The following is a 24372-nucleotide window of genomic DNA, read 5'->3' as shown; positions in this document are numbered from 1 at the left end:
GTTTTCATCATGCTCATGCTGCTTGTCCAGTTTGCCGACGAGTTTTCTGCATTCAACGTTTTCCGCTACATAACGTTTCGCACCGGCGGGGCGCTGATGACTTCGGCTTTCATCGTCTTCCTGTTCGGGCCGGCCATCATCAATTCGCTGCGCGTGCGGCAGGGACGCGGCCAGCCGATCCGGGCCGATGGTCCCCAGACGCATTTCAAGAAAGCCGGAACGCCGACCATGGGCGGGCTGATGATGCTGAGTGGCATATTGGGCGCCTCCGTGTTGTGGGCGAACCTTTCCAGCGTCTATGTGTGGGTGGTGCTCATGGTCACGGTGGGATTCGGCGCCATCGGTTTTTACGACGATTACCTGAAGGTGACCAAGCAGTCCCATCTCGGATTTTCAGGAAGGGTGCGGCTGATCCTCGAATTCCTGATCGCCGGCTTTGCAGCATGGCTGATCATGCGGGCCGGACAGGCGCCATTCTCCTCATCGCTCACTTTTCCGTTCTTCAAGGAGCTCCTGCTCAATCTCGGCATCTTCTTCATCCCGTTCGCGGCCTTCGTCATCGTCGGCGCGGGCAATGCGGTGAACCTGACCGACGGGCTCGACGGACTGGCAACCGTGCCGGTGATGGTGGCGGCGGCCTCCTTCGGCGTGATCGCCTATCTTTCGGGCAACGCCATCTTCGCCGATTACCTGCAAATCCACTTCGTGCCGGGAACGGGCGAACTGTCCGTCATCCTGGGCGCGGTGATCGGCGCCGGGCTCGGCTTCCTGTGGTTCAACGCGCCGCCGGCGGCCATCTTCATGGGCGATACCGGCTCGCTGGCGCTGGGCGGGCTCATCGGCACCGTTGCGGTAGCGACCAAGCACGAGATCGTGCTGGCCATCATCGGCGGGCTGTTCGTCATCGAGATATTCTCGGTCATCATTCAGGTGGCCGTCTTCAAGTTGACCGGCAAGCGGGTGTTCCTGATGGCGCCCATCCACCATCATTTCGAAAAGCTCGGCTGGACGGAAAGCCAGGTGGTGATCCGCTTTTGGATCATAGCCGTCGTGCTGGCGCTGATTGGGCTTTCGACGCTGAAGCTGAGGTAAGGGCGCATGATCCCTGCCTCCGCATTTTCGGGAAAGAAAGTCCACGTCTTCGGCCTTGGCGGTTCGGGCATCGCCACCGCGCAGGCGTTGGTCGAGGGCGGCGCGACGGTGCTCGCCTGGGACGACAACCCGGAAAGCGTGGCGCGTGCAAAGGCCGAGGGGATCGCGACGGGCGACTTGCGGGACGCGGACTGGAATGGGGTCGGCACGCTTGTGCTGGCGCCAGGCGTGCCGCTCACTCATCCCCGGCCGCACTGGAGCGTGGAACTGGCGCAGGCGGCGGGCGCGGAGATCATCGGCGATATCGAATTGTTCGTGCGCGAAAGGCGCGCGCACGCGTCGGATGCCCCCTTCATCGCCGTCACCGGGACCAATGGCAAATCGACGACGACTGCGCTGATCGCTCATGTGCTGGTCTCGGCCGGGCGCGACACACAGATGGGCGGCAATATCGGGCGGGCTGTGCTGACCCTCGATCCGCCGCTGTCGGAGCGTCACTATGTGGTCGAGTGCTCGTCCTACCAGATCGATCTGGCGCCGACGCTCGACCCCTCTGCGGGTATCCTGTTGAACCTGTCGCCCGACCATCTCGACCGGCATGGCGACATCGACCGCTACGCGGCGATCAAGGCCCGGCTCGTCGCCGGCAGCCGGACGGCGATCATCGGCGTCGACGACGAATATTGCGCAGGGATTGCCGACCGGCTGGAACGGGACGGCGTGAAAGTGGAGCGTATTTCGGCGGCCGGACCGCTGGACAATGGCTTCTTCGCCGACAGCACGATACTGATGCGGGCGATCGACGGGCAGGCGGAACCAGTCGTCTCGATTGAAGGCATTGGTTCGCTGCGCGGCAGGCACAATGCGCAGAACGCCCTGGCGGGGCTGGCCGCCGCGCTGGATTGCGGGCTTTCAGCGACCGAAATCCAGGCCGGATTTGCCGGCTTCCCTGGGCTCGAACACCGCATGGAGCAGGTCGGGCGGAAGGCCCACGTGCTCTTCATCAACGATTCCAAGGCGACGAATGCCGACGCCGCCGCGCCGGCGCTTTCAAGCTTCGGCCGCATCTACTGGATTGCCGGCGGCCTGCCGAAGCAGGGCGGCATCGAAAGCCTGCGGCCTCTCTTCCCACGCATCGCCAAGGCTTATCTTGTGGGCGAAGCCGCTCCTGCCTTCGCCGCCACGCTTGGGGAGGCGACGGCGTATGAAATTTCAGGTACCATCGAAGCCGCCGTCGAGCATGCTTCGCGGGATGCGGCGCAAGATGCCGGGAGCGAGGCGGTGGTTCTGTTGTCGCCGGCTTGTGCGAGTTTCGACCAGTTCAGGAATTTCGAGGTCCGGGGCGAGGCCTTCCGAAAGGCTGTGCTTGCGCTGCCCGGCGTGGAAGCGATCAGAGGGAAAGACACATGATCAGCCGTACGGACCGAAGCCATGTCGCGAATTGGTGGTGGACTGTGGACCGCTGGTTCCTGGCGGCCTTTCTTTCGCTGATGGGTCTGGGGGTCGTGTTGTCTTTCGCGGCAAGCCCCGCCGTGGCCGAGCGCATCGGGCTCGACAGCTTCCACTTCGTCACCCGACAGATCATGTATATGATCCCGGCGGTGGCCTGCCTCATCGGGGTTTCGTTCCTCGATCCGCGCCATGTGCGGCGGCTGGCGCTTGTCATGCTGGCCGTATCGCTCATTTTCATGGTCGCAACCTTGTTCGTCGGGCTGGAGGTGAAGGGGTCGCGGCGCTGGATCTATCTCTTTGGCGTTTCGATCCAGCCGTCCGAATATCTCAAGCCCGCATTCGTGGTGATCTGCGCCTGGCTGTTCGCCGAACACGCCCGTCAGCCGGAGATCCCGGGCAATCTGTTCGCCATGATCCTGCTCGGGCTGGTGGTGGCGCTGCTCGTTGCGCAACCGGACCTGGGCCAGACGATGCTCGTGCTTAGCACATGGGGAGCGATGTTCTTCATCGCTGGCATGCCCTGGCTCTGGATCGCGGCACTGGGCGCGCTGGGGGTGGGCGGCGCGGTTGCAGCCTATTCGATCTTTCCCCATGTGGCCGACCGCATCGACCGCTTCCTGACAGGCGAGGGCGATACCTATCAGGTGGATATGAGCCTGGAGGCCATGACGCGCGGCGGCTGGTTCGGGCAAGGACCGGGCGAGGGGTCGGTGAAGCGCATCCTGCCGGACAGCCATACCGACTTCGTCTTTGCGGTGGCGGGCGAGGAATTCGGCCTGATCACGTGCCTGCTCATTCTCATGCTGTTCGCCTTTGTGGTGCTCAGGGGACTGGATCTGGCGCGGCGCGAGGAGGACGACTTCACGCGCTACGCGCTGAGCGGGCTTGTCGTCCTGCTCGGCTTCCAGTCGATCATCAACATGGCGGTGAATGTGCGGATGATGCCGGCCAAGGGCATGACGCTTCCCTTCATCTCCTATGGCGGGTCCTCGCTGATCGCCATGGCGATTTCGATGGGGTTCGTGCTGGCGCTTTCGCGGCGCAGGCCGGAGAAGCGGCGGCCGATAGGGGTGTCGCGGGTTTCCGGCCGGGCGGCGACGGCCGGCTGACATGACCGAGAAGATCGCAATCGTGTGCGCCGGCGGCACCGGCGGGCATCTGTTTCCGGCCGAGGCGCTGGCCCATGAATTGAAGGCGCGCGGCTGGACGGTTCATCTGGCGACCGACAGGCGGGCCGGGCGGTTCGCCGGCGATTTTCCGGCAGCGGGCGTGCATGCCATCGACGCGGCGACGTTCGGGTCACGCAATCCGGTTGCGCTGTTGCGCAGCCTCCTCACCATCTGGCGCGGTTTCCGCCAGGCGTCTGCGCTCATGGGACGGCTGAAGCCCTCGGTGGTCGTGGGTTTCGGCGGCTATCCGACCTTGCCGCCGCTCTATGCGGCCACCCGGCGCGGCGTGCCCTCCATCATCCACGAGCAGAACGCGGTGATGGGGCGGGCGAACCGGGCCCTGGCGCCGCGGGTCGAGGCGATCGCCGGTGGCTTCCTGAAGGCGCAGGGGCCGCACGCCGCGAAGATTGCGGAGACCGGAAACCCGGTCCGCCAAGCCGTGCTCGATGTTGCCGATACGGCCTATGAAGCGCCCGTGGCGGACGGAAGACTGCGCTTGCTCGTCTTCGGCGGAAGCCAGGGCGCGCGGTTCTTCTCCGATGTGTTTCCCGAGGCCGTGGCCCTGCTGCCTGTGCTGTTGCGCTCCCGGCTCGACATCGTTCAGCAGGCACGGCCCGAAGACGAGGCGCGCACAAGGGAGCGCTATCGGGACCTTGGCGTAGAGGCGGAGGTTTCGCCCTTCTTCTCCGATCTGCCTGCGCGGATGGCCGCGGCCCATCTCGTGGTCTCGCGCTCGGGCGCGTCGACTGTCTTGGAGCTCTCCATCATCGGGCGGCCATCGATCCTTGTGCCACTGCCGCATGCACTTGACGACGATCAAGGCCGCAATGCGCAGCTTCTGGTGGATGCGGGCGCGGCGCTCATCAGGCGCCAGGCGGAGATGACGGCGGAAGATCTTGCCGGCGATCTCAGCGAACTCCTGGCGGACGGTGAGCGGCTGAAGGGGATGGCGCTGGCGGCCAAGACGGTTGGCCGGCCGGGCGCGACGAAGTTGCTCGCCGATTTCACAGAGGCTATTGCGTCGGGCCGATCGATCGAGGAATTCAAACGGGGAGCTGGCGCATGAAGATGCCGCAAACCATCGGGGTCATCCATTTCATCGGCATTGGCGGCATCGGCATGAGCGGCATCGCCGAGGCGCTGCATACGCTGGGCTATCAGGTGCAGGGGTCAGATCAGGCCGAGAACGCCAATGTGGCGCGGCTGCGGGAAAAGGGCATCAAGGTTTTCGTCGGCCACGACGCGGGCAATCTGGGCGAGGCCGAGGTGGTCGTGGTGTCGACGGCGATCAAACCGGCCAACCCGGAGTATCAGGCATCGCGCGAGCGCTTGCTGCCGATCGTGCGACGCGCCGAAATGCTTGCAGAGCTGATGCGCTTCCGCCAGGCGGTCGCCATCGGTGGAACCCACGGCAAGACGACGACGACATCGATGGTTGCCGCACTTCTCGATGCGGGCGGGCTGGATCCGACCGTCATCAATGGCGGCATCATCAATGCCTATGGAACCAATGCGCGCATGGGCAAGGGCGACTGGATGGTGGTGGAGGCCGACGAAAGCGACGGCACCTTCCTCAAACTGCCGGCGGAAATAGCGGTAGTGACCAATATCGACCCCGAGCACCTCGATCATTACGGCTCGTTCGACAAGGTGCGGCAGGCCTTCCGCCAGTTCGTGGAGAACGTTCCGTTCTACGGCTTCGGGGTGATGTGTATCGATCATCCGGAGGTGCAGGCGCTGGTCAGCCGCATCGAGGACCGCCGTCTCGTCACTTACGGCGAAAACCTGCAGGCCGATGTGCGCTTTTCCAATCACAGGATGGACGGGGCGACGTCGGTGTTCGACGTGACCTTGCGGGAGCGCAAATCCGGCCGGTTGGAAATCATCGAGGGGCTGCGCCTGCCCATGCCGGGCCGTCACAATGTCTCGAACGCCGTGGCCGCGATCGCGGTGGCGCACGAACTCGGCATCGGCGCGGAGGATATCCGCAAGGGGCTCGCCGCCTTCAGCGGGGTCAAGCGGCGTTTCACGCTGACCGGCGTGTGGAACGACATCCATATCTTCGACGACTATGGCCACCACCCGGTGGAGATCCGCGCGGTGCTGAAGGCGGCGCGGGAGGCTACGCGGGGACGCGTGATCGCGGTGGCGCAGCCGCATCGCTATACCCGCCTCCACGATCTGTTCGACGATTTCGCATCCTGCTTCAACGAGGCCGACACGGTGCTGGTCGCTCCCGTCTATACGGCGGGAGAGGAACCGATAGACGGCGCGACATCGGAGGCCCTGGTCGCCAGCATGCGCGCCGGCGGGCATCGCGACGCCCGCCATATAAGCGGGCCGGAAGCCGTTGCGCCGCTCGTTCGCGAGGTGGCCAGGCCGGGGGACTTCGTCGTCTTCCTGGGGGCCGGCAACATCACCCAATGGGCCTATGCGTTGCCTGGCGAGCTCGGCGGATGAACGATAAGGGGCTAATCGAACGGCTGGACGGCAGGCTGTCGGGACTGCGGGGCAAGCTGGTGCCGCGCACCGGCATGGACAAGATCACCTGGTTTCGGGCCGGCGGCGAGGCGGAAGCCATGTTCCAGCCGGCAGATGCCGAGGACCTCGCCGCATTCCTGCGCGCCGTGCCCGAGGACGTGCCGCTGACGGTGGTCGGTATCGGCTCAAACCTTCTGGTGCGAGACGGCGGGCTGAAGGGGTTCGTCATCAGGCTTTCAGCCAAGGGTTTCGGGCAGGCGGAAGTGCTTTCGGACAATCGGCTGCGCGCCGGCGCGGCGCTGCCCGACAAGCGATTGGCGGCGGCGGCGCTCGAAGCGGGGATCGGCGGGTTCCACTTTTACCACGGCATTCCCGGTGGGCTGGGCGGAGCGCTGCGGATGAATGCCGGCGCCAACGGCGTGGAAACTGCGGAGCGCGTGGTCGAGGTTCACGCACTCGACCGGCAGGGTAACCTTCACGTGCTGGGCCGCGCGGATATGGGTTATTCCTACCGTAAGTCGACGGCCCCCGCCGATCTCATCTTCATCTCCGCTATTATGGAAGGATACCCTGCCGATGCCGGTGAAATCCGCGCGGCGATGGACGAGGTGCAGCGCCACCGCGAGACCGTGCAGCCCATCCGCGAGAAAACCGGGGGCTCAACCTTCAAGAACCCCGAGGGCACTTCGGCGTGGAAGGAAATCGACAAAGCCGGTTGCCGCGGCATGATGATCGGCGGTGCGCAGATGTCGCCGATGCACTGCAACTTCATGATCAATACGGGCACTGCAACCGGCCATGACCTGGAATTGCTGGGCGAAACGGTCCGCGCCCGCGTTCTGGAGAATTCCGGCCTGCGCCTCCAGTGGGAGATCAAGCGCATCGGCGCCTTCAGGCCCGGCCAGGAGATTGAACCGTTTCTGGGGCAATTGCTTTAGGCGATAAACGTATCCGCGATCGCTTATCGCCGGTCGGACGGCTAAAAAACACCGATTTTAGCAAAATTTGAATCCATCGGAATCTCAAGGCCTTGTCACGGAATCAACTCTCTGATTCTGTGGGTACAAGCGTTTCCTGATTTGAGTCGGCGCGTTTTCGGCCGGGGGCTTCCCTTGGAACGGAGAGACTCAAGCCGTGAAAGCGTCAAGACAGGGAATGTCAGGAAGGGGGCATCGGATGGCGAAGAAGCACGTGGCCGTTTTAATGGGCGGATTCTCGTCCGAACGGCCGGTGAGTCTTGCTTCCGGTGCAGCCTGCGCCGATGCCCTGGAGGCGGAGGGATATCGCGTGACCCGCGTCGACGTCACGCGTGAGGTGTCGGATGTCCTTGCCGCCTTGAAGCCGGACGTGGTCTTCAATGCGTTGCATGGCCCGTTCGGAGAGGACGGCACTATCCAGGGCATCCTCGAGTATCTGGCCATTCCCTACACCCATTCCGGGGTGCTCGCCTCCGCACTCGCCATGGACAAGGATCTCGCCAAGATCGTGGGTTCGGCCGCCGGGATTCCGGTCGCCAAGTCTATGGTGGCGAGCCGCTTCGATATCCTGGGCGAGCATCCGATGGAGCCGCCCTACGTGGTCAAGCCGGTCGCCGAGGGTTCCAGCTTCGGGGTGGTGATCGTACGCGAGGGGCAGTCGCATCCGCCGCAGATTCTGGGATCTTCGGACTGGCGCTATGGCGACCGTGTGATGGTCGAGCGTTATGTCCACGGGCGGGAGCTGACCTGTGCCGTGATGGGCGAGGAGGTGCTAGGCGTCTGCGAGATCGTGCCGGTCGGTCATGCCTTCTACGATTATGATTCAAAATATGTTCCGGGCGGCTCAAAACACGAATGCCCGGCAAAAATTTCACCGAATATTTACCAAAAAATACAGACACTGTCCCTCAAGGCGCACAAGGCCATCGGCTGCCGGGGCGTGAGTCGATCGGACTTTCGTTTCGATGATCGTAGTGGTGAAGGCGATCTGGTCTGGCTGGAGATCAACACCCAGCCGGGCATGACGCCAACCTCTCTTGTGCCGGACATTGCTGCCCATGCCGGGCTGGGATTTGGTGAATTGTTGAGTTGGATGGTGGAGGATGCGTCTTGTTCGCGCTGACGTCAGGTAGGGGTTCACGCGCAGGCGAAGCTGGCTTCGTGCTGCCGCGCTGGCTTCGTCGGCCGGCGCGCCTTGTCCAGCGCGTCCGCATCGGCGATTTCGAAGCGCCGCCCTTTGCCGCGACCATGGCGACGGCCTTCCTGTTCGCCGCAACCGGGCTTTATGGCGGGCTGCAGGGCGGCCATATGGACGAGGTCGTGCAGGCGACGACGGCGCGCATCGGCTTTGCCATAGGCGACGTGAAGATCGCCGGCAATGTGGAGACCTCCGAAATCGACGTGCTGCAGCAGATCGGGCTCGACGGCTGGACCTCGATGGTCGGCTTCGACGTGAGCGAGGCTCGGCAGCGGATCGCCGAACTCCCGTGGGTCGAAAGCGCCACCGTCCGCAAGGTCTATCCGGATACGCTCGAAGTCATTCTTCGGGAGCGCAAGCCTTTCGCCATATGGCAGCAGGGGAGCCAATTGTCGGTCATCGAGCGTGACGGGTCGATCATCGCGCCCTTCACGAATCCGCGCCATGCCTCGTTGCCGCTCGTCCTCGGCGTCGGCGCCAACGAGGCTGCGTTGGGTTTCATTCGAAAGGTTGGCGGTGTCGGCGAACTTGGCGACCGCGTACGCGCCTATATCCGCGTCGCTGACCGCCGCTGGGACCTGCGTCTCGACAACGGTATCACCATTAAGCTGCCCGAGCGCGAGCCTGACGAGGCGCTTGCTGCCGTGGTGCGGCTGAACGCGCAGTATCAGCTTTTCGATCGGGATATCAAAGCGGTGGACCTGCGTCTGGACGACCGGGTCACCGTGGGGCTGACCGAGGATGCCGCCGAAAAACGCAATGCGGTGATCGAACAGCATCTGGCGGCGCGAAAGAAGGGAGCCCGGATATGAGCTGGCTCCCCGGGTCGGGCGGGAACACCGAGCGGCGCTCCGGCGTCATTACCGTTCTCGATGTTGGATCGAGCAAGGTATGCTGCATCATCGCCAGGCTTCTGCCGGCTGAAAGCAGCCGAGCGCTGCGTCACCGCACGCACCGCATCAAGGTCATCGGCATCGGCCATCAGAAATCCGAAGGGGTCAAATCCGGCGTCGTCGTGGACCTCGACCGTGCCGAGCAGGCCATCCGCCTTGCGGTGGACGCGGCCGAGCGCATGGCGGGGCTGACGGTTGATTCCCTTATCGTCAACGTGTCGGCTGGCAGGCTGAAGAGCGAGACCGCCAGTGCCACGATCAATCTCGGCGGGCACGAAGCGGCCAGGGCCGATGTGAACCGGGTGCTTACGGCGGGCGCGCGCCAGGCCATGCGGGCCGAGCGTGAGGTCGTGCATTCGCTGGCGGTCGGGTTCTCGCTCGATTCGGAGCGCGGCATCCGTGATCCGCGCGGGATGGTGGGCGACACGCTGGGCGTCGACATGCATGTGGTGACCGCAGACGCGGTGCCGCTGCGCAATCTGGAGCTTTGCGTAAACCGTTCGCATCTGTCCGTCGAGCGGCTGGTGGCGACGCCCTATGCCAGCGGGCTCGCGGCGCTGGTGGATGACGAGACGGAGATGGGTGCGGCCTGCATCGATATGGGCGGAGGCACCACGACGATCTCGGTTTTCGTCGATGGCAAATTCGTGCATGCGGATGCGCTGCCGGTCGGCGGCAACCATGTGACGATGGACCTGGCGCGCGGGCTTTCGACGCGGCTGGAAGACGCCGAACGGTTGAAGGTCATGCACGGTTCGGCCCTGCCGGCCAGCGCCGACGATCGCGACATCGTGGCGATCCAGCCTATCGGCAGTGATGAGACGGAGCAGCCTTTGCAGGTGCCGCGGGCAGTCATGACGCGCATCGTGCGGGCGAGGGTCGAAGAGACGCTGGAACTGGTGCGCGACCGGCTGAACCGGTCAGGTTACGGTAACCTGGTGGGGCGCAGGGTTGTCTTGACCGGCGGCGCGAGCCAGCTTGGCGGTCTGCCGGAGGCGGCGCGCCGGCTTCTTGGGCGCAACGTGCGTCTTGGACGGCCGCTTGGCGTGGCCGGGCTTCCCGAGGCCGCGAAGGGCGCGGCGTTCTCGGCCCCGATCGGGCTGCTGATTTATCCGCAGGTTGCGGATTACGAAAGCCGTGGAACAAAAGGCGGCATATTCACGCGCGCAACGGGCACCGGGGGGCGGTTCCAGCGCGTAGGTCAATGGTTGCGGGACAGTTTTTAGAACAACAATTCCCGATGGCGGCCGCAGCGGCGAGGCGGCATGAAGGCGGAAAGGACGAGGACAATGACGATCAACTTGCAAAAACCGGACATCACCGAGCTCAAGCCGAAGATAACGGTGTTCGGCGTTGGCGGAGGCGGCGGCAACGCCGTCAACAACATGATCACGGCGGGGCTTCGCGGCGTCGAATTCGTGGTGGCCAATACCGATGCCCAGGCACTCACCCAGTCGAAGTCGGATCGTCTGATCCAGCTTGGCGCATCGGTGACCGAGGGGCTGGGTGCCGGTTCGCAGCCCGAAGTGGGCCAGGCGGCCGCCGAGGAATGCATCGACGAGATCCTGGACCACCTGTCGAACACGCATATGTGCTTCGTCACCGCCGGCATGGGCGGCGGCACGGGCACGGGTGCGGCGCCCGTCGTGGCGCGGGCGGCACGGGAGAAGGGAATCCTCACCGTCGGCGTGGTGACCAAGCCGTTCCATTTCGAAGGCCAGCGTCGGATGAAAACGGCCGAGGCGGGTATCGAGGAACTGCAGAAGTGCGTCGATACGCTCATCGTCATTCCGAACCAGAACCTCTTCCGCATCGCCAACGACAAGACGACCTTTGCCGATGCTTTCGCCATGGCGGATCAGGTTCTTTATTCGGGCGTGGCCTGCATCACCGACCTGATGGTCAAGGAAGGCCTCATCAATCTTGACTTTGCCGACGTCCGCTCCGTCATGCGCGAGATGGGCAAGGCTATGATGGGCACGGGCGAGGCTTCCGGCGAGGGACGAGCCATGGCGGCCGCCGAGGCCGCGATCGCCAATCCTCTGCTCGACGAAACCTCCATGAAGGGTGCGCGCGGCCTTCTGATCTCCATCACCGGCGGCCGCGACATGACGCTGTTCGAGGTGGACGAGGCTGCGACCCGCATCCGCGAGGAGGTGGATCCGGAAGCCAACATCATTCTGGGCGCGACTTTCGACGAGGAACTCGAAGGCGTTATCCGCGTCTCCGTGGTGGCTACCGGCATCGACAAGACGGCGGCAGAGATCTCCTCGCCACCGTCGGCGATTCGCCAGCCGATGCGGCCGACCGCGCAGCCGTCCCAGCAGGCGCCGCGGACGGCGGGAGCGGAAGCCCGGCCCCAGCCCGTGGCCCGCGATGTCGCTCCTGAAGGAGGCGTCGCGGTGGGAAACGACCCCGTGGCTGAAGCAATCCGCAGCGCCGAACAGGACGCGCAGCAGATGACGAGCGCGTTTCAGCCGCAGAGCAAGCTCTTCAAGCCCGCCCCCGCAGCACCTCAGGCAGCCGCTCCGGCGGCCGGCTACACGCCGCGCCCGGCAGCGCCGCAGCCGGCGCCCGAGCAGGCGATGCAGCCGCAGCAGCCTGCGCCGCAGCCGGTGCGCATGCCCCGCGTGGAGGACTTTCCGCCGGTGGTGCAGGCCGAGATACAGTCCAGCGGTCGCGCCGAGCATGCGCCGGACCACGAGGAGCGCGGTCCGATGGGCCTGCTCAAGCGCCTGACCAACGGCCTTTCGCGCCGCGAAGACGATGGCCATTCGGCTCCGCCGCCCGAGCCGCGCCTGCGCCAGCCGGCCCCGGAGGCGCGCCGTCAGCCTTCCAGCGAAAGCCAGCTCTATGCTCCGCGCCGGGGTCAGCTCGACGACCATGGCAGAATCAGCCAGCAGCCGCGGGCCACGCAGGAGGACGATCAGCTCGAGATTCCCGCCTTCCTGCGCAGGCAGGCAAACTAGGCGGTAACGCGGCTGTAACATGCAGTAACAAAACGGGCGCGCCGGCGCCCGTTTTGGTTAGGAAATGTTAAACTAAAACAAACTTTTATATCTGTTTAGCAATTTCCGCATCATGGTAACACCGGGTAAGAAAGCGTGATTTGGAGTCGTGGAGCGGGAACATTATCTTGCGACCCAAACGAGACCGGAGCATGGGGCGTTTTTGGGGCTAGTCGCGTGCTTCCGCTAGAAGCCGTCCGCACCACCGAATGGAGCGGAGCGGTACGGGCGAGCTGATGGGGATCGATTTGCTCGAATATCAGACGACACTAGACGCGCGCTTCTCGCTCTCGGGCATTGGCGTTCATTCCGGCGAATCCGTTTCCATCCACTTCAATCCGGCGGATGCAGACACAGGTATTGTCTTTCAACGGATAGACGAGAATGCCGAGGGCAAGGTGATACGAGCGCTTGCGGCGGAGGTCGGCGAGACGGATTTTTGCACCGGCCTTGGCGATACTTCCGGCGATCACGTCGCGACGGTCGAGCATCTCATGGCCGCGCTGTCGGCGATGGGCATAGACAATGCCGCGATCGAGATCGATGGCGGTGAAGTGCCGATCATGGACGGCAGCGCCGCGGTCTTTGTCGAAGCTTTTCGGCAGGCCGGTATCAGGCAGCTCGATGTGAAGCGCCGTTACATCCGGATCAAGAAGCCGGTTCGCATAGGCATGGGCAACTCCTGGGCCGAATTTCTGCCCCATGACGGCACGAGGTTCGAGGTCGAGATCGATTTCGAGAGCCCGGCCATCGGCCGGCAGGCCTTTGCGGTCGACATGAACGCCGAAGTTTTTGCCCGAGAGATCGCGCGGGCGCGCACTTTCGGCTTCATCAAGGATGTCGAGCGGCTCTGGGCCGCCGGCTTTGCGCTCGGCTCGTCGCTCGAAAACTCCGTCGTTATCGGCGAGGACCACCGTGTGATCAACATGGAAGGTCTGCGCTACGAGGACGAGTTCGTTCGCCACAAGATGCTGGACGCGGTTGGCGACCTGGCTTTGGCCGGAGCAAGGTTCATCGGCTGTTTCCGTTCCTATCGCGGCGGGCACCGGCTGAACGCTGCCGCCCTGCGGCATCTGCTCACCGACCCTTCCGCATTCGAGATCGTCGAGACCACGCGCCGCGAGCGGGGCAGGGGCGCCGAAATGATCGCCGTCAACGCACCCGTCTACGCGCCTTGGGTTCTGTGACGACTTGATTCTTGGGGCGATGCCGGCCCCGGATGCATGCTGCCACAAAAATGTGCCATTGGCCGTCGATAGCGTTGCCGCGCGCCGGGATTATGCACTATGACTGCGTGCACATCTTTTGTCTGAATGCGCCAGAGGGGCCGAGCCCGCATGAATTTTAGACGCCTCGCCGATCGGATGAGCTTGAGGGCTCCGGTCCGTACAGCCTTTGCGGCAGTGGCCTTGCCGCTCCTGGCGGCCGGCTGCAATGCGGAGAAGGATCTCGACCTGTCCACCTATGTGGAGCAGACGGAGCCGGCCGATGCGCTCTACAATCAGGGCTTGGCCAATCTCGAATCGGGGCGGCTCAAGGAAGCGGTCGCCAAGTTCGAGGCCGTCGACCGGCAGCATCCCTATTCGGAGTTCGCGCGCAAGGCGCTTCTGATGGCCACCTTTGCGAACTACCGCCAGGGCAACTATGCCGAGGCGATCAACAGCGGCAAGCGCTATGTGGCGCTCTATCCGACCAGCGACGACGCGGCCTATGCGCAATATCTGGTCGGGCTGAGCTACTTCCGGCAGATCAAGGAAGTGACCCAGGACCAGAAGGAAGCGCGTCAGACGATCGAGGCGATGGAGCAGGTCGCCCAGCGCTGGCCGGATTCGGAGTATGTGCCCGATGCTCAGGCCAAAGTGCGTTTCGCGCGTGACCAGCTCGCCGGCAAGGAAATGCAGATCGGCCGCTATTATCTGGAGCGCCGGGAGTACATTGCGGCCATCCGCCGTTTCCGGGGCGTGGTAGAGAACTACGCAAACACGCGGCACGTCGAGGAGGCGCTTGCGCGGCTGACGGAAGCGTATTTCGCCATGGGTATCGCATCGGAAGCGCAGACGGCCGCCGCGGTTCTGGGGCACAATTTCCCGGAAAGCGAATGGTACAAGGATTCCTACGCACTCCTGCAATCGGGCGGGCTGGAGCCGAGAGAGAATACGGGCTCCTGGATTTCCAAAGCCGCTGGCTTGATTGTGGGGGCAGGCTCCTAGGCGCTTCATGCTCGCACACCTTTCGATCCGCGATATTGTCCTGATCGAACGGCTCGATATTGATTTCTCGGCCGGGCTGTCGGTGCTGACGGGAGAGACTGGGGCGGGCAAGTCCATTCTGCTTGATTCGCTTTCGCTTGCGCTGGGCGCGCGCGGCGATGCTTCACTGGTGCGCCATGGCGCCGATCAGGGGCAGGTGATCGCCGTTTTCGACGTGCCGGCGGTCCACCCAGCCCGCGATGTGCTGCGTGAGAATGCCGTCGACGATAGCGGCGACATCATCCTGCGGCGTGTGCAGTCGGCGGACGGGCGCACCCGCGTTTTCATCAACGACCAGCCTTCCAGCGTCGCGCTCATGCGGCAGGTCGGGCGCGCGCTGGTGGAGATACACGGCCAACACGACGAGCGGGCGCTTGTCGATACCTCCGCGCATCGCGATCTGATCGACGCCTTTGGCGGGCTGCTTCCACTGACGGGCGAGGTTCGTGCTGCCTGGCGCGCGTGGCGGCAGGCCGAGCAGGAGCTTGCCCGCCACAGGGCCAAGGTCGAAGCGGCCGCACGTGAGGCCGATTTTCTGCGCGCTTCCGTCGAGGAATTGTCAAAGCTCGACCCGCGCCCAGGCGAAGAAACGGAACTTGCCGACGAACGCGCGCGGATGATGCGGGCAGAGAAAACCGCCGCCGATATCGCCGATGCGCAGGAAGTGCTGTCCGGGCAGGCCTCACCCCTGCCGGCGCTGGCCAGCCTGTTGCGCCGGCTTCAGCGTAAGGCGCAGGAAGCGCCGGGACTTCTGGAGGAAATCATCACGTCGCTTGACGAGGCGTTGATCTCACTAGACGCGGCGCAGAGCGCTGTGGACGAGGCCATGCGGGCGAGCGAGTTCGATCCCCAGCGTCTGGACCAGGCCGAAGAGCGCCTCTTCGCGCTGCGTGCGGTGGCGCGCAAGCACAATGTGATGGTCGACGAACTGGCGGCGCTGCGCGACCGGATGGACAACGATCTGGCCGATCTCGATGCGGGCGAGGAGCGGCTGGGCTTGCTGGAGAAGGGCGCGGCAGAACGGCGCGATGCCTTCGATGCTGCTGCTGGCCGGCTTTCCGAGGCGCGCCAGGCCACCGCGGAGACGCTTGCCGCTGCGGTGATGGCGGAGCTGCCGGCGCTGAAACTGGAGCGCGCCCGGTTCTTGGTGCAGATCGACAGTGCGCCCGAGGACCGGATGGAAGAGGGCATCGATCGGGTTGAGTTCTGGGTGCAGACTAATCCGGGCACACGTCCGGGGCCGATCATGAAAGTGGCATCGGGCGGTGAGCTTTCGCGCTTTCTGCTGGCACTGAAGGTGGCGCTTGCCGACAGGGGGTCGGCGCCGACGCTGGTCTTCGACGAAATAGACACCGGCGTGGGCGGGGCGGTGGCCGATGCCATCGGTCAGCGCCTTGCGCGGCTGGCAAGCCGCATCCAGGTGCTGTCGGTCACCCATGCGCCTCAGGTGGCCGCGCGGGCCGGCACCCATTACCTGATTGCCAAGACGGGCGGCCATGACCGCGTGGCAACGGGGATCGCCGTGATGGACCGGGATGCGCGCCAGGAAGAGATCGCGCGCATGCTCGCGGGCGCCACGGTGACGGAGGAAGCGCGCGCGGCGGCCGAGCGGCTTTTGCAGGAGAATGCGCTGGCGGCAAGCTGAAGGTGTTGAGGCAAGGCCGGAATTGACCATATGTTGGCGGCCCGTTCCACACCGGATTCGCCAATCATGAGCACAGCCAAGATCCCCGTCGACGAATTGACGGAATCCCAAGCCAGGGACGAACTCGCCCGGCTTGCCGCCGAGATCGCGGAGCACGACCGGCGCTATCACACCGAGGACGCGCCGACGATCACCGACGCGGAATATGATTCGCTGCGTCGCCGCAACCTGGCCATCGAGCAGCGGTTTCCGGCTCTCGTGCGGGAGGATTCGCCGTCGCGCCGGGTCGGCGCTCCGGTTTCGGGCAAGTTCGAGAAGGTGCGGCACAAGGTGCCGATGCTCTCCCTCGACAACGCCTTTTCCGACGAAGACGTCATAGATTTCGTCGCCCGCATCCGGCGCTATCTCAAGCTCGATGCAGACGCGCCCATCGCCATGACGGCCGAGCCCAAGATCGACGGGTTGTCCCTGTCTTTGCGCTATGAAGCCGGGCGCCTCGTTTCGGCCGCCACGCGGGGGGACGGGCAGGTGGGCGAGAACGTCACGGCCAATGCCAGGGTGGTTTCGGATATTCCAAACGTGCTTGCCGACGATCCTCCTGACATTCTGGAAGTGCGCGGCGAGGTCTATATGACCCATCGCGATTTCCTGGCGCTCAACGAGCGCCAGGCGGCGGAGGGCAAGCAGACCTATGTCAATCCGCGCAACACGGCCGCGGGGTCGCTGCGCCAGCTCGATCCGTCGATCACGGCGGCGCGGCCGTTGAAATTCTTCGCCTATGCCTGGGGCGAGGTGAGCCGGATGCCGGCCGATACGCAAATGGGCATGGTGGATGCACTAAGGCGCTACGGGTTCGCCACAAATCCGCTGATGCTGCTTTGCCGCACCGCGACGGAACTGCTCGAGCACTACCACAGGATAGAAGCGCAGCGCGGGAGCCTCAGCTACGACATCGATGGTGTCGTGTACAAGGTCGACGACCTGATGCTGCAACAGCGGTTGGGTTTTGTCTCGCGCAATCCGCGCTGGGCGATCGCGCACAAATTCCCTGCCGAGCGCGCCACCACGGTTCTGAAGGAAATAGATATCCAGGTTGGGCGCACGGGAGCCTTGACGCCCGTCGCCAGGCTGGAGCCTGTCACGGTCGGCGGGGTGGTGGTCACCAATGCCACCTTGCACAATGCGGAGGAGATCGAGCGGCTGGGGATCATGATAGGCGACACGGTCACGGTGCAGCGCGCCGGCGACGTGATCCCGCAAATCCTGAACTATGTGCCGGAAAGGCGGCCGGCCGACGCGCGCAAGTTCCAGTTTCCCACCGTCTGCCCCTGCGATCTGAAGACGCCCGTCATCCGCGAGGGCACGGCGGCAGGCGGCGAAGGGGTCGTGCGGCGCTGCTCCGGCGAGTTCGCCTGCCCGTTCCAGCGGATCGAGCATCTACGCCATTTCGTTTCGCGTCGGGCCTTCGACATCGAGGGTCTCGGGGAAAAGCAGATCGAGTTCTTCTTCCTTGATCCGGACCTGCCGGTCAGGAGCCCGGCCGACATCTTCACGCTGGCGGCCCGCGACCGGCAGAACATGAAGAAGCTCAAGGACAAGGATGGTTGGGGCGCGACCTCCGCGCAAAACCTGTTCGACGCCATCGAAGCGCGGCGCACGATCCCGCTCGACCGCATGATCTACGGCCTTGGCATTCGTCATGTGGGCGAACGCACGGCGACCACGCTGGCGCGCGCCTACGGCTCATGGGTCGATTTCCACGACGCCGCCCTGGCGGTGGCGGAGGGCGACCTCCATGCGCGCGAGGAGATGGACGCGCTGGATGACATCGGCGATGCCGTGATCGACGCGGTGGCGGCCTACTTTGCCGAAGAGCATAACCGCGCCCTCGTCGAGCGGCTGGCCGAGGAAGTGAACGTCGAGGATGCCGAGCGGCCTGTCACGGAGTCGCCTGTAGCCGGCCAGACGATCGTCTTCACCGGCGCGTTGGAGCGCATGTCGCGCGACGAGGCCAAGGCCATGGCCGAGCGTCTCGGCGCCAAGGTGGCAGGCTCCGTCTCGCGCAAGACCGACCTCGTGGTGGCGGGGCCGGGAGCGGGTTCCAAGCTCAAGAAGGCGGCGGAGTTCGGCATCGAAGTGATCGACGAAGACGCCTGGTTCGAACGCATCGGCCAGGAATAATGCGCCTGTCTCATCAATTGCCCTGAAGCGTGGCTCAACGGAATTGACATGACTGGTCAGCTATTCTGACCTATTTTCCGGGGCTTGGAGGAATCATGAGCGCGGACAGTTATGCCGACGACAGCACGGCGAGCGAGTTCTGGTCCGGCGCCAGGGCCAGCCTCCCGGTCGTGGTCGCGGCAATGCCTTTCGGTCTTCTTTTCGGCGCGCTGGCCATCGACAACGGCTTCACCGTTTTCGAGGCGATCTTCATGAGTGCCACGATCTATGCCGGCGCCAGCCAGATGGTGGGGGTCGACCTCTTCGGCACCAGGGTCGCGCCGTGGCTTATCGTGCTGTCGATCTTTGCCGTCAATTTCCGGCACGTGCTCTATTCGGCTACGATCGGCCGTCATATCTCCCATTGGGGACCGATGCAGCAGGCGATCGGTTTCTTCTTTCTCGTCGATCCGCAGTTCGCCGAGGCCGAACGGCGCCGGGAATACGGAACTCTTTCCTTCGCCTGGTATATGGGGATGGGCCTGCCCATCTATCTCTTCTGGGTCGTCGAGGCGTGGCTCGGCGCGCTGTTCGGCCGTCTGATCCCCGACCCTCATGCCATCGGACTGGACTTTCTCCTGCCGATATATTTCACAGGTCTTGTCATGGGCTTCCGGAAGCGGTCTCTCTGGCTGCCGGTTGTCGTCGTCAGCGCCATTGCCTCCATTGTCGCCTATCGCTTTGTCGGCTCGCCCTGGCATGTCTCCCTTGGGGCGCTCGCCGGCATCTTGCTGGGCGCGCTCATGGTGCCGACCGTGAAGAAGGACGCTCCGCGATGAGCACCACCTTCTGGATCATCGTCGCCGGCGCCGTGATGACCTATCTGACCCGTATTGGCGGGCATCTGGTCCTGTCGCGCTTCGAGCATATCCATCCGCGCGTCGAGGCGGGACTGAATGCCGTGCCTGCTGCCGTTCTCACCACGCTGGTAGCGCCCGCGGCAATGGAGGGCGGCATCCCCGAGATCGCCGCGTTGGCCACGGGCGTCGTGGTTTCGTTTGCGGTAGGCGGGATGATGCCCATGTTCCTGACGTCGGCCGCGGTGCTGATCCTGCTCAGGCATCTGCTCGGTTGACCAGGGGCGCGGTCGAGGAGCGCAGCCAGGTTCGCGTGCGGCCGTCGACAAGCGGCGATATCTCGTCGAAGACGCGTCGGTGATATGCGTCGAACCAGGTGCGTTCTTCTTCGGTCAGGAGCTCTGGCTCGACAAGCCGCTTGTCGATGGGGGTGAGCGTCAGCGTTTCGAAACCGTGCATGGCGATGTCGCCACCGGGAACCGGCTCGGGCTCGGTAATCGCGATCAGGTTCTCGATGCGGATGCCGTAGCTACCGGGCTTGTAGTAGCCGGGCTCGTTGGACAGGATCATGCCCGTCAGCAGTTTCTGCTTGCCGGTCTTCGCGATGCGCTGCGGTCCCTCATGGACGGAGAGAAAGGAGCCGACGCCATGGCCGGTGCCATGTCCATAGTCGTAGCCCGATTTCCAGAGGGCGGCGCGGGCCATGGCATCGATGTCCATGCCGCGTGTGCCGGCCGGAAAGCGCAGGGCGCTTATGGCGATCATGCCCTTGAGCACCAGCGTGAAATGCTTGCGCATGGCTTCGGTGGGCGTTCCAAGGACAACGGTCCGGGTGACGTCCGTCGTTCCGTCCTCATACTGGCCGCCGGAATCGAGCAATAGGAGCTCGTCGCGCGCGAGTTTACGCGTCGTCTTCTCCGTCACCCGGTAGTGGACGATTGCGCCGTTTGGACCGGATCCGCTGATCGTGTCGAAGGAAATATCGCGCAGCGGCATCTGTGCCTCTTCGCCCGCGCGTATGCGCGCCGCTTCAAGGCGCTCGACCACGCCGATTTCATCCAGGGTCTCTGGCTCCTGCCCGTCGAGCCAGGCCAGAAAATCGGCGAGCGCGGCGCCATCGCGCAGATGGGCCGCGCGGGCGCCGCGCAGCTCCGTTGCGTTCTTGGTGGCCCGGGGCAGGGAAGCCGGGTCGGCGAAGGCAATCGTCTCACCGCCGGCCTCCTTCGCCAGCAGCCGGAGCTTTTCCGCTGCCAGTCCCTCGTCCAGCCCGATAATGCCGTCCTGCGAGGCATACTGCGCAAGCCGTGCCTCCAGTTCGTCCGGTGCACGGAGTTCGGCAAGCTGGGTCAGGTAGGCTTCCACTTCGCGCGACAGCTTTTCACGGGCGAGGAAGAGATCAGGCCGTCCGTCGGCCGACAGGATGGCGAAACCGAGCGGCAGGGGCGTATGCGGCACGTCGCTGCCGCGAATGTTGAACAGCCACGCGAGCGAGGATGGATCGGTAAGGACCGTCCTGCCTACGCCCTCCTTGCGCAGTGCCTCGGAAAGCCGCTCGATCTTGTCGGCAGCTTTCTCTCCGGCAAAGTCCAGCGGGTGAATTCGCACCGGCGCCAGCGGTGGCGCCGGGCGGTCTTCCCATACCCTGTCGACCAGGTTCTCCTCCAGGGCGACGATTTCCATGCCCGCCTTCTCGACGGTTTCGCGCAGGGACCGCACATCGCCGATCGTGTGGAGCCAGGGATCGAGCCCTATACGCGCTCCCTCGGCAAGATTCTCTCTGATCCATTCGCGCGGCGGCGTTTCGGGAACATGGGCGATCTCGAAGATGCCCGGATCGGTCTGCTCGCGGGCCTGCAGCGTATAGCGGCTGTCGACGAAGAGCACGGCACGGGATGCCAGAATCAGCGCTGCGCCCGCCGAGCCGGTGAAGCCGGTCAGCCAGCGCAGGCGCTCCGCGCAGGCCGGCACATATTCGCCCTGATGCTCGTCGCTGCGGGGCACCAGGAGGCCGTCCAGCCCGAGGGCTGCCATTTCTTCGCGCAGGCGCGCCACTCTAGGCGCGGCCTGGCTCGGATCGGACGAAACGTCGAATGTCTGGAACATCGGGAGCACCATGTAGGGAGAAGCTGAGCGGAGCCTACCGTATTCGGCCGGCCAGGGAAATCAGAGGCAGCCGGCTTGATGTGGAAGAACAACAGAGTAGGGCGACCTCTTCCGCTTCCTGATTCATCTTGATGTTGCGACGCAGCATTTGTGTTCGCATATGCAAAAAGGAATGGCTCACATGCGCAATCGGCGCTGGTTACCAGGTCAGGATCGCTTACCTATTGGGATGTGGAGGATTGAAACCCTTGCCAGACAGGAGACTGCAAATGGCCAAGCGCAATTTTTTCCGTGGTGCGATGGATGCACTCGTGGCAGCCCGCCAGAAGCAGGTCAGCCGCTATGTCAATGGGGCGCTTCTCATGCTCGATGACGAGACGCTGAAGTCCCACGGCTATACCCGTGAAGAGCTGCGTCGTAACGGCAGCGGCTTTATGTACTGACACTGCTCTTCCGGCAGCATCGAAGATTACGGCGGCCCGCAAACGGCCGCCTTTCTTTTGCGCCGGTAGGTGTTACCGCTTCATGTGAATAGCGACCCAGCCCTCCCGGTGAAGCGTCTTCACGTGCCGGAAATTCTGGCCGACATAGGCGGCCATGACCGGCTGCCTCTGGCGTTCCAGAATCCCTGAAAGGATGATCGAGCCGCCGGGAGCGACGTGCCGTGCCATCTGCGGCGCCAGCGCCATCAGCGGCCGCGCCAGGATATTGGCGACGACGAGATCGAAGGGCCTGGCCTGTGCGAATACCGGGTGATGGAAACCCGGCGCGGTCTCGGCCTTGATCCAGGCCGCCACCTGGTTCAGCCGCACATTGTCCCGGGCAACCCGGGTGGCGATGGTGTCGATGTCGGTCGCCAGGACGGGGATGCGGGCCAGGCGCGCGACGGCAATGGCCAGTACCGCGCTGCCCGCGCCAAGGTCCAGCGCGTTGCACGGCCGCTCTGCCGTCACCACCCGCTCGATCATCTCAAGGCAAGCCGAAGTGGTACCGTGATGGCCGGTGCCGAAGGCAAGTCCGGCATCGATCTGGATGGCGATCTCGCCTGGTCTTTGCTGACCGCGCTCGTGGGCGCCGTGGACGAAGAAGCGGCCGACGCGTACGGCGTGCAGCCCCTTGAGAGAATGGGAAACCCAGTCGATGTCGGGCAATTCCTCGGTGTGGAGATCAATGTCCGGGGCCAGCGGAGCCAGAATTTCTGCCACGCGTTCGCGCGTACCCTCAAGATCATCCGTCGCATAGACGGAGATCTCGTATATCTGCTCGTCCTCATCGATCTCGCTGATTGCGACGGGCAGGCCCTCATCTTCAAGGGCAGCTTCAAGCAAGCTGAAGGCTTTGCCGGCGCGGGGTTGCCGCGCCTGAAAATGAATACGGCTCTGGCCCATCAACCTTCCTCGATGAGCCGGCGCAGCTTGGCCATCGCTGTCTCGGTGTTCTCCTCATAGGAGATGGTGCCGAAGAAATCGCCGTCCCGGTCGAGAAGCATGACCGAGGCGGTGTGATCCATGGTGTAGCCGCCATCCTCAAGCTCGACCTTGCGCGAATAGATGCGGAAGGATTTGACCATTTCGGCCACCTTGTCCGGTTCGCCGGTGATGCCGGTGATGCGCTCGGAGAAGTTTTCCAGATAGGTTTTCATCACTTCGGGCGTGTCGCGCTCCGGATCGACGGTGACGAAATAGGCTTCAAGCTCGGTGCCGTCCTCTCCGAGTTCATCCAGCCATGCCTGCATCTCGAAAAGCGTGGTGGGGCACACGTCGGGGCAATGGGTGAAGCCGAAGAAGACTGCCGTGGGGGCACCCTTGAACGCGGCCTCGGTGATGGGTTCGCCTTCATGCGTGACCAACTCGAACGGCTCGCCAAAGGCGACCACCGTGTTCTGGCTGCGGTACCACTGGAAGGTTAGCAGGCCCGCCGCGAAAGCGAGCAGGACGAATATGCCGATGAGTATTGCGCGCATCATCAAAAATCACCGTATTGAATGGATTGATCTAGAAACACCAGGCAAGGCCGGCCTGTGCCAGCGAAATAACCATGGCCGGCCCGTTGTTAAGCCACATGGCCAGTCCGAGCCCGCCCAGCGCCGCCAGTGAGGTCACCGCGGCGGCGATCTTTGCGTATTCGGCGAGACGAGGATCGATCACCAGCTTCATGGAATGAGGATAATGCCTTGCCGCCGGGAAGCAAAGACGCAAACTGTCGCAAGCGCGGCGGTATTCCACTCCCTGCAAAATGCTGTAGAGCAAGTGTATGGAGAAGGATCCTCGCTTTACCGAACCGGAGCCGCGCGTTCATCCGACGGCTGAACTCAAGGGCTGCCGGCTCGGTCGATACGCGTCCATCGGCGCGCGGGTGGTGCTGCGCGAGGTCGAAGTGGGAAACTTCACCTATTTCGAGCGCAACGCAGAAGCCATCTATGCGACGTTCGGCAAGTTCTGCTCGGTAGCTGCCAATACGCGCGTGAACGCCCTGGAGCATCCGGTCGAGAGGCCGACCACGCACAAGCTCAGCTATCGTCCCAACGAATATTTCCGCTATCTGGGCGTGGACCAGGTCCTCCGCGAGCGCCGGCGGGGCAGCACGGTGACCATCGGGCACGACGTTTGGATCGGCCATGGTGCCGTCATTATGCCAGGCATCGCCATAGGGGACGGGGCGGTGGTCGGCGCCAACGCCGTGGTCACGAAAAACGTGGCTCCCTATGCGATCGTCGCGGGTGTGCCGGCGGTCGTGCTGCGGCCGCGCTTCGCGCCCGACATTGCGGCCCGGCTGCAGGCGCTGGCGTGGTGGGACTGGCCGCTGGAGCGCCTGTTCGAGGCCGTCCCCGACATGCAGGTGCTGGATATCGCAGCATTTCTAGAAAAATGGGAGCGGTGCTGACAGCCGCCGATCATCAGGCTGCTGCGCCCTTCCGTCACCGGAAGGGTGGCGGAAGGGCTGGAGGTCAGCGCCTGGAGGCGAGAGCAAAGCGGCGGTGAAGCCGTCGCCTGCCTCACCACTTAACGACTTGGCCGTTAATAAAGGACTGACGGCACGCCCCCGCCATCGGTCTCGCGCCGCCCAGGAGAAACAAGGCCAAAAACAG

22 protein-coding genes are annotated in these 24372 nt (G+C 64.1%); 18 read left to right on the top strand and 4 right to left on the bottom strand.

Annotated elements, in window-relative coordinates:
* Nucleotides 1-9 precede the first annotated feature (9 nt).
* The 16 genes from mraY to NTH_RS02800 all read left to right on the top strand — a co-directional run bounded on the left by mraY (nt 10) and on the right by NTH_RS02800 (nt 19459).
* On the top strand, nt 10-1092 hold the full coding sequence (mraY, locus tag NTH_RS02875; protein WP_338528590.1) for a phospho-N-acetylmuramoyl-pentapeptide-transferase: 1083 nt from the start codon (nt 10-12) through the stop codon (nt 1090-1092).
* Nucleotides 1093-1098: 6 nt separating this feature from the next.
* A complete protein-coding gene (murD, locus tag NTH_RS02870) occupies nt 1099-2502 on the top strand; it encodes a UDP-N-acetylmuramoyl-L-alanine--D-glutamate ligase (protein WP_338528589.1) in 1404 nt (467 codons plus the stop codon).
* Complete coding sequence (ftsW, locus tag NTH_RS02865; RefSeq protein ID WP_338528588.1) at nt 2499-3653, top strand: putative lipid II flippase FtsW; 1155 nt, start codon at nt 2499-2501, stop codon at nt 3651-3653. Before murD ends, ftsW begins: the two co-directional genes overlap by 4 nt.
* 1 nt (nt 3654) lies before the next feature.
* Nucleotides 3655-4779, top strand: a complete 1125-nt coding sequence (gene murG / locus NTH_RS02860) for an undecaprenyldiphospho-muramoylpentapeptide beta-N-acetylglucosaminyltransferase (protein ID WP_338528587.1) — start codon at nt 3655-3657, stop codon at nt 4777-4779.
* Nucleotides 4776-6173 carry a UDP-N-acetylmuramate--L-alanine ligase gene (murC, locus tag NTH_RS02855; RefSeq protein ID WP_338528586.1) on the top strand — a complete coding sequence of 466 codons (1398 nt, stop codon included), beginning with the start codon at nt 4776-4778 and terminating at the stop codon, nt 6171-6173. The genes murG and murC overlap by 4 nt, the downstream gene beginning before the upstream one ends.
* Nucleotides 6170-7132, top strand: coding sequence for a UDP-N-acetylmuramate dehydrogenase (murB, locus tag NTH_RS02850; RefSeq protein WP_338528585.1), 963 nt, complete (start codon nt 6170-6172; stop codon nt 7130-7132). Before murC ends, murB begins: the two co-directional genes overlap by 4 nt.
* A 238-nt stretch (nt 7133-7370) precedes the next feature.
* Nucleotides 7371-8294 (top strand): D-alanine--D-alanine ligase, encoded by a 924-nt coding sequence (locus tag NTH_RS02845; RefSeq protein ID WP_338528584.1) that lies wholly within the window; start codon nt 7371-7373, stop codon nt 8292-8294.
* Nucleotides 8282-9181 carry a cell division protein FtsQ/DivIB gene (locus NTH_RS02840; RefSeq protein WP_338528583.1) on the top strand — a complete coding sequence of 300 codons (900 nt, stop codon included), beginning with the start codon at nt 8282-8284 and terminating at the stop codon, nt 9179-9181. Before NTH_RS02845 ends, NTH_RS02840 begins: the two co-directional genes overlap by 13 nt.
* Nucleotides 9178-10488 carry a cell division protein FtsA gene (ftsA, locus tag NTH_RS02835; protein ID WP_338528582.1) on the top strand — a complete coding sequence of 437 codons (1311 nt, stop codon included), beginning with the start codon at nt 9178-9180 and terminating at the stop codon, nt 10486-10488. Before NTH_RS02840 ends, ftsA begins: the two co-directional genes overlap by 4 nt.
* A 63-nt stretch (nt 10489-10551) precedes the next feature.
* On the top strand, nt 10552-12231 hold the full coding sequence (gene ftsZ, locus NTH_RS02830) for a cell division protein FtsZ (RefSeq protein ID WP_338528581.1): 1680 nt from the start codon (nt 10552-10554) through the stop codon (nt 12229-12231).
* A gap of 275 nt (nt 12232-12506) precedes the next feature.
* Nucleotides 12507-13457: a UDP-3-O-acyl-N-acetylglucosamine deacetylase gene (gene lpxC, locus NTH_RS02825; RefSeq protein ID WP_338528580.1), complete on the top strand. Its 951-nt coding sequence runs from the start codon at nt 12507-12509 to the stop codon at nt 13455-13457.
* A 150-nt stretch (nt 13458-13607) separates the two neighbouring features.
* Nucleotides 13608-14480 carry an outer membrane protein assembly factor BamD gene (locus NTH_RS02820; protein WP_422392340.1) on the top strand — a complete coding sequence of 291 codons (873 nt, stop codon included), beginning with the start codon at nt 13608-13610 and terminating at the stop codon, nt 14478-14480.
* 7 nt (nt 14481-14487) lie between these two features.
* A complete protein-coding gene (gene recN / locus NTH_RS02815; RefSeq protein ID WP_338528579.1) occupies nt 14488-16164 on the top strand; it encodes a DNA repair protein RecN in 1677 nt (558 codons plus the stop codon).
* Between the two features lie 66 nt (nt 16165-16230).
* Nucleotides 16231-18345, top strand: coding sequence for an NAD-dependent DNA ligase LigA (gene ligA, locus NTH_RS02810; RefSeq protein ID WP_338528578.1), 2115 nt, complete (start codon nt 16231-16233; stop codon nt 18343-18345).
* A gap of 95 nt (nt 18346-18440) precedes the next feature.
* Nucleotides 18441-19163 (top strand): AzlC family ABC transporter permease, encoded by a 723-nt coding sequence (locus NTH_RS02805; protein WP_338528577.1) that lies wholly within the window; start codon nt 18441-18443, stop codon nt 19161-19163.
* On the top strand, nt 19160-19459 hold the full coding sequence (locus NTH_RS02800) for an AzlD family protein (RefSeq protein WP_338528576.1): 300 nt from the start codon (nt 19160-19162) through the stop codon (nt 19457-19459). The genes NTH_RS02805 and NTH_RS02800 overlap by 4 nt, the downstream gene beginning before the upstream one ends.
* On the opposite strand, the gene NTH_RS02795 is transcribed toward NTH_RS02800, so the two are convergent.
* Nucleotides 19440-21284, bottom strand: a complete 1845-nt coding sequence (locus tag NTH_RS02795; protein WP_338528575.1) for an aminopeptidase P family protein — start codon at nt 21282-21284, stop codon at nt 19440-19442. The two genes, NTH_RS02800 and NTH_RS02795, sit on opposite strands and share 20 nt — an antisense overlap.
* Before the next feature lie 269 nt (nt 21285-21553).
* Here NTH_RS02795 and NTH_RS02790 point away from each other — a divergent pair, with 269 nt between their 5' ends.
* The gene (locus NTH_RS02790) at nt 21554-21727 is read left to right on the top strand and encodes a hypothetical protein (protein WP_338528574.1); all 174 of its coding nucleotides are present in this window, start codon (nt 21554-21556) and stop codon (nt 21725-21727) included.
* A 72-nt stretch (nt 21728-21799) separates the two neighbouring features.
* Here NTH_RS02790 and NTH_RS02785 read toward each other — a convergent pair whose 3' ends face one another.
* Genes NTH_RS02785 through NTH_RS02775 form a run of 3 tightly spaced genes read right to left on the bottom strand, consistent with a single transcriptional unit; the run spans nt 21800 to nt 23533 of the window.
* Nucleotides 21800-22672, bottom strand: coding sequence for a 50S ribosomal protein L11 methyltransferase (locus NTH_RS02785; RefSeq protein WP_338528573.1), 873 nt, complete (start codon nt 22670-22672; stop codon nt 21800-21802).
* Entirely contained in the window at nt 22672-23250 is a 579-nt protein-coding gene (locus tag NTH_RS02780; RefSeq protein WP_338528572.1) for an SCO family protein, read from the bottom strand. The genes NTH_RS02785 and NTH_RS02780 overlap by 1 nt, the downstream gene beginning before the upstream one ends.
* Nucleotides 23251-23278: 28 nt before the next feature.
* Nucleotides 23279-23533, bottom strand: coding sequence for a hypothetical protein (locus tag NTH_RS02775; RefSeq protein WP_338528571.1), 255 nt, complete (start codon nt 23531-23533; stop codon nt 23279-23281).
* Nucleotides 23534-23537: 4 nt separating this feature from the next.
* Here NTH_RS02775 and NTH_RS02770 point away from each other — a divergent pair, with 4 nt between their 5' ends.
* Nucleotides 23538-24167 (top strand): DapH/DapD/GlmU-related protein, encoded by a 630-nt coding sequence (locus NTH_RS02770; protein ID WP_338528570.1) that lies wholly within the window; start codon nt 23538-23540, stop codon nt 24165-24167.
* Nucleotides 24168-24372: the final 205 nt, after the last annotated feature.

It is taken from the genome of Nitratireductor thuwali, assembly GCF_036621415.1.
GTDB lineage: Bacteria > Pseudomonadota > Alphaproteobacteria > Rhizobiales > Rhizobiaceae > Chelativorans > Chelativorans thuwali.
Note: the sequence above shows the minus strand (reverse complement) of the source record. Positions and strands in the feature narration are given on the sequence as shown.